The sequence below is a fragment of the Aeromonas sp. HMWF015 genome, assembly GCF_963878965.1.
Taxonomy (GTDB): Bacteria; Pseudomonadota; Gammaproteobacteria; order Enterobacterales; family Aeromonadaceae; genus Aeromonas; species Aeromonas veronii.
Genome location: NZ_CAWNZT010000387.1, coordinates 1 through 5,116 on the forward strand (window position 1 = coordinate 1; position 5,116 = coordinate 5,116).

The following is a 5,116-nucleotide window of genomic DNA, read 5'->3' on the forward strand; positions in this document are numbered from 1 at the left end:
GAACGGGGAGATGGGGGCCTTGAGGGCGCTCGGGGCCAGACTGAAGGGATGATAGGCGTAACGACCGGCATGGAGGATCTGCAGCGCTATCTTGCCCCCCTCCTGATGCACGGCGCTGGTCACCTTCTTGTGCTTGCTCACCTGCCAGGGAAAGCTCAGCTGAGAGCCGTGAGGCACCAGCCGCCCGCGCAGGTTGGGGGCGATGCCGCCGGTGACGATAAGGCCAACACCACCACGGGCGCGCTCGGCATAAAAGGCGGCCAGCTTGTCAAAACCGCCCTTCTCCTCTTCGAGGCCGGTATGCATGGAGCCCATCAACACACGGTTGCGCAGCTGGGTAAAACCAAGGTCGAGCGGGGTCAGCAGGGTCGGATAGCGGCTCACGATGCCTCCAGTTAATTTTTTGTTATCAAACTGAAGCTAGAGTAAAGAATCGAAAATTCTTTTTCAAACAAATGTTTGGACAATTTTTCAGCGAACAGCCGTGCCCTGAACGAAGATAGGCGGGATCCGCCAGTCGGAAATGGCAATTTCGCCCGCAACTGGTTAATAATGGCTCTTCTCTACCCATTAACAGGGCGATAACGCGACTATGTCTATTTTCAAAGGTCTGGGTTGGTTGTTCCGCAGCCTGTGGCGCCTGCTCAATTTCACCCGGCTGATGCTGGTCAATCTGCTGTTTCTCATCGTAGTGCTGGTCATCGTCTTCAGCGTCAGCCAGAAAGAGGCCCCCAAGGCGCCCATCGAAGGGGCGCTGACCCTCAATCTCAACGGCGTGCTGGTGGAGCAACGCACCCAGACTGATCCCACCGTACAACTGCTGCGCCAGATGGACAGCAGCGACGAGCAGCCGAGCGAGATCGTCCTCTCCGACCTGCTGTGGGCCATCAAGAGTGCCAAGGATGACGAGCGCATCAAGGCGCTGGTGATCAAGCCGCAAGGGCTGCAGGGAGCCAACTTCACCAAACTGCAGGAGGTGGCGAGCGCCATCGACTCCTTCCGGGAGAGCGGCAAACCGGTGATCGCCATGGCTGACTTCTACACTCAGGGGCAATACCTGCTGGCGGCCCACGCCGATCACGTGCTGCTCAACCAGAGCGGCGCCGTGGTGATCGAGGGGCTTGGTGTCTACCAGACCTACTTCAAGTCTGCGCTGGAGAAGCTCAACATCACCCCGCACGTGTTCAAGGTCGGCACCTACAAATCCTTCGTCGAACCCTATACCCGCGACGAGATGTCTCCCGAGAGCAAAGAAGCGAACCAGCGCTGGCTGGATCAGCTGTGGCAATCCTATGTGGCCGATGTCGCCGAACAGCGCGAAATCGAACCGGACGCCGTGGCACCGGGCAAGGATCGCTTCCTCGAGCTGCTGCGCAAGGCCGGTGGCAACGCCGCCAACTACGCCCTCGACAACGGGCTGGTGGATCAGCTGGCGACCCGCGACGAGATGACCCAGGCGGTTATCAAGGAAGTGGGCGAGAGCGACGACCACGGCTGGAAAGGGGTGGGCCTGAAAGAGTATCTGGCCGCCATCCCGGATCAGTATCCCCAGAGCGGCAAGGATGAAGTGGGTCTGGTAGTCGCCAGCGGCGCCATCATGGATGGCGTCCAGCCTGCCGGCACCATCGGCGGTGATAGCCTCTCCGACCTGCTGGCCGATGCCCGCCGCGATGACAAGGTCAAAGCCGTGGTCCTGCGGGTCGACAGCCCGGGCGGCAGTGCCTTCGCCGCCGAGCAGATCCGCGCCGAGCTGCTGGCCCTGAAACAGGCTGGCAAACCGGTAGTGGTCTCCATGGGCAGCTATGCCGCCTCCGGTGGCTACTGGATCTCCGCCGATGCGGACAAGATCTTCGCCTCCCCCACCACCCTCACCGGCTCCATCGGGGTGTTCGGCATGTTCGCCACCATCGACAAGGCATTGGCCCAGTTTGGCGTGCATACCGACGGGGTCGGCACCACAGATTACGTCGGCGTAGGCCCGACCCGCGCCCTGCCGGATCACGTCGGTCAGGCTATCCAGCTGAGCGTGGAAGATACCTACCAGCGCTTCATCGGTCTGGTCAGCAAGGGCCGCGGCCTGAGCCCGGAAGAGGCCGAGAAGGCGGCCGAAGGTCGGGTCTGGACCGGCGAAGATGCCAAGGCCCTAGGTCTGGTGGACGAGTTCGGCAATCTGGATGACGCCATCAAGGCCGCCGCCGAGCTGGCCAACCTCAAGGAGTGGCAGGTGACCCCCATCGAGCAGGAGGAGTCTGCCAAAGACAAGTTCCTGCGCCAACTGTTCGACAGCAGCGCTCAAGTGCTGGCTCCGCAGTTGCAAAGCTGGTTGCCAGCTGGATTTGGCAAGGCGCTGGTTGAAGTAAACCGCAGCCTCGACCCGCTCACCCGCTTCAACGACCCGCAAGGCACCTACGCCTTCTGCCCGGTCTGCGTGCAGTAAGCAAACGGTGACTCCTCCCATAAAAAACGGCGACCATCTGGTCGCCGTTTTCTTTATTCAGCCAGTGCGCGCGGCACCGCCAACTTGCTCAATCAGGGATTGAGGCGGGTCGGCATACCGGTACGCTGTTCCAGCACCTGCTTGACCACGTTGGAGTCAGACTCGGCGTGAGCGATGAAGCGGGTGATAGCCGGTGTCATCGGGAGCGGCACGGAGGCGGTGGAGTTGAACTCCTCCTCGGTGCGCGACAGCGGCTCGTGTACTTCCATGTAGCGACCGCCATCCGGCTCGACCGAGGTCTTGACCGGCTGGTTGACGAACTGGACGCGGGTGCCGACCGGCACGTTGTCGAACAGATACTTGATGTCGTCAGCGCGCAGACGCACGCAACCGCTGCTCACCCGCAGACCGATACCGAAGGTGGCGTTGGTGCCGTGGATGGCATAGAGGTTGCCGATGTAGAGGGCGTGCAGACCCATGGGGTTATCCGGGCCGGCTGGCCAGACTGCCGGCAGAGTCTTGCCCTGGGCGGCATAGCGACGACGGATGTTCTCGGTCGGGGTCCAGGTCGGGTTGGCGCGCTTGCGCTCTACCTTGGTGATCCAGTTCTCCGGGGTGTTTACCCCCAGCTGACCGATGCCGATGGGCAGTACTTCCACCACGTTCTTCCCTTTCGGGTAGTAGTAGAGACGCATCTCGGCAACGTTGATGACGATCCCTTCGCGGGGCGCGTTGGGCAGGATCAGCTGATGAGGGATGATCAGAGTGCTACCCGCCTTCGGCAGATAGGGATCAACGCCCGGGTTGGCTTCCATGATGTTGGTCAGACCCAGCTGGAAGTCAGCGGCGATCTGCTCCAGCGGACGGTTGTCCGCAGGCACCACGTATTCCTGGTTTTCACCGATCAGGCGGCTGTTGGCCGCAGGCAGACGGTACTCGACGGCGGCAGCCTGCTGGCTGACCAGCGCAAATGTGCATAAAAGGGCCGAAGCGGCAGTGCGAAGGGGATTCATAAAATTCCTGTGTGGTTTCCTGTACCAAATGGGCCGGGGGCCGTCTCATCCTCGGTCTGCCGGTGGCGGGTCAACCTGCCCCACGACGCCAATAACCGAGCGCGCATTCTTTCCTGAGTCGGCCAAAATTTCAACTTCCATATGTTGCTTTTCTTGTTAAAAGTAGCCGTTTTCAGTGTGACGCTTATCAACAGGGCAAAAGCCACACTGGCAAGTCGCAGCAAAGAGAAAGATGAATGACACGGCCCGCCCCTCAGCGAGCCACCCGAGCCCCTGTCAACCACAGCGCTGTGCCACCTTGTGTCACGGTTGCAGCCCTAGCTAAAACGTTTGTCGCATCGGGGGAGATAAGCCAATGTCGAGGGAGGCTTTGTATTGGCATGAAGAGGGATAAAACCGTGCGTCGGCCACCAGCCGGAGCCGGCTGCCACCATAAAAAAACCGCTCCGAAGAGCGGTTAATGGAGCCACCAGGCAACCATAAAAGGGACTACAGGTAGTTGTCATTGGAATTACTGGACGGTTGCCTCCCCCGCACCACTCTGCTCCTTGAGGAAGCTGATCCAGGGGGATGCCCGACCACTGACGTTGCCATTCTGAGCCGCCTGGGTGAAGGCGTTGAGGGCCTCCTTCGGCTTTTGTTGCTCAAAATAGGCGACCCCGGTCAGGAACTTGAGATCCGCCCGCTGTTCACCATTGGCATTGGCTGCCGGTTTGGCGGCCAGCGCCACCAGATCCTGATAGCGCTTGCTCTGGATCATCATGCGCGCCATTTTCAGCTGCAGATCGGCGCTCGGAGCCAGCTGGTAGGACTTGGCCAGCGTGTCGATGGCCGGATCCAGCTCCTTGGCCTGATGCCAGTAGTTGGCCAGGGTCTTGTAGTTGCTGGCGCTCTGCTCAATCACCCCGTCCTTCATCCCCTTCTCCATCACCCGTGCGGCGCGATGGGGAATGCCGGTGAAGGCGAGGTAGTTGGCGAGGCGCTGCAGCTCGGCGGCCTCGGTCAACATGCCGAGGTTGTAGGCCGACTCCAGCGCCGCCAGCGCCTTGGCATCGTTGCCTGCCTGCATATGCATGGCCGACAGCTGGGTCCAGTACTTCTTCTTCTCCGGGAAGATGTTGACCAGAGAGGTCAGCACCTCGGTCGCCGGTTTGTACTGTTTCAGCTCGTAGTGAGCCCCCATCTTCAGCAGATACCAGGACTCCGGCGCTTTACCTGCCGACAGCTTGATCGCCTGATCCACCGCCGGGATCGCGTCACGGTACTGCTTGAGCTGCACGTGGGCGTTGGCCAGCGTGATATAGGCATGGGAGTTGGGCTTGTCATCCTTGCCCTGGTTGGCAAACCACTCCTTCATGGTCTTGATCGACCCCTGATAATTGCCCTCCGCCATATAGAGCTGGGCCAGGTTGTAGCGCACCTGCTGGGCCACCGGTGGCGGCAGGCCGCCTGTCGCGATGGCATCGGCAAAGTACTTGGTCGCCTGACCGTATTTCTCCTGCTGGGCGGCCACGAAACCGAGAGTCTGCAATATGACCCCCTTGTCGTAGACCCGCTCGCCCGCGCCGGAGAGCGCGTCTTGCAGCTTGGCATTGGCCTCACCGTATTTCTTCTCGGTGATCAGCTCCTGCGCCTTGTTGACCGCCCGATAGGCCCGATCCGACAG

General features: G+C 60.8%; 4 protein-coding genes. 1 reads left to right on the forward strand and 3 read right to left on the reverse strand.

Features of this window, described 5'->3' with window-relative positions:
• On the reverse strand, positions 1-384 hold a 384-nt coding region (locus AACS18_RS20015; RefSeq protein WP_445206802.1), incomplete at its 3' end, for an oxidoreductase.
• A 208-nt stretch (positions 385-592) separates the two neighbouring features.
• Between AACS18_RS20015 and sppA the strand changes: the two genes are divergently transcribed.
• Positions 593-2,437, forward strand: coding sequence for a signal peptide peptidase SppA (gene sppA / locus AACS18_RS20020; RefSeq protein ID WP_108613117.1), 1,845 nt, complete (start codon positions 593-595; stop codon positions 2,435-2,437).
• Positions 2,438-2,529: 92 nt separating this feature from the next.
• Here the strand turns inward: sppA and AACS18_RS20025 are convergent, their stop codons facing one another.
• Both AACS18_RS20025 and AACS18_RS20030 read right to left on the reverse strand, forming a co-directional pair.
• The gene (locus AACS18_RS20025; protein WP_108613118.1) at positions 2,530-3,450 is read right to left on the reverse strand and encodes a L,D-transpeptidase family protein; all 921 of its coding nucleotides are present in this window, start codon (positions 3,448-3,450) and stop codon (positions 2,530-2,532) included.
• 511 nt (positions 3,451-3,961) lie between these two features.
• Positions 3,962-5,116: tetratricopeptide repeat protein (locus AACS18_RS20030; RefSeq protein ID WP_108613119.1), on the reverse strand; the 1,155-nt coding region annotated here is incomplete at its 5' end.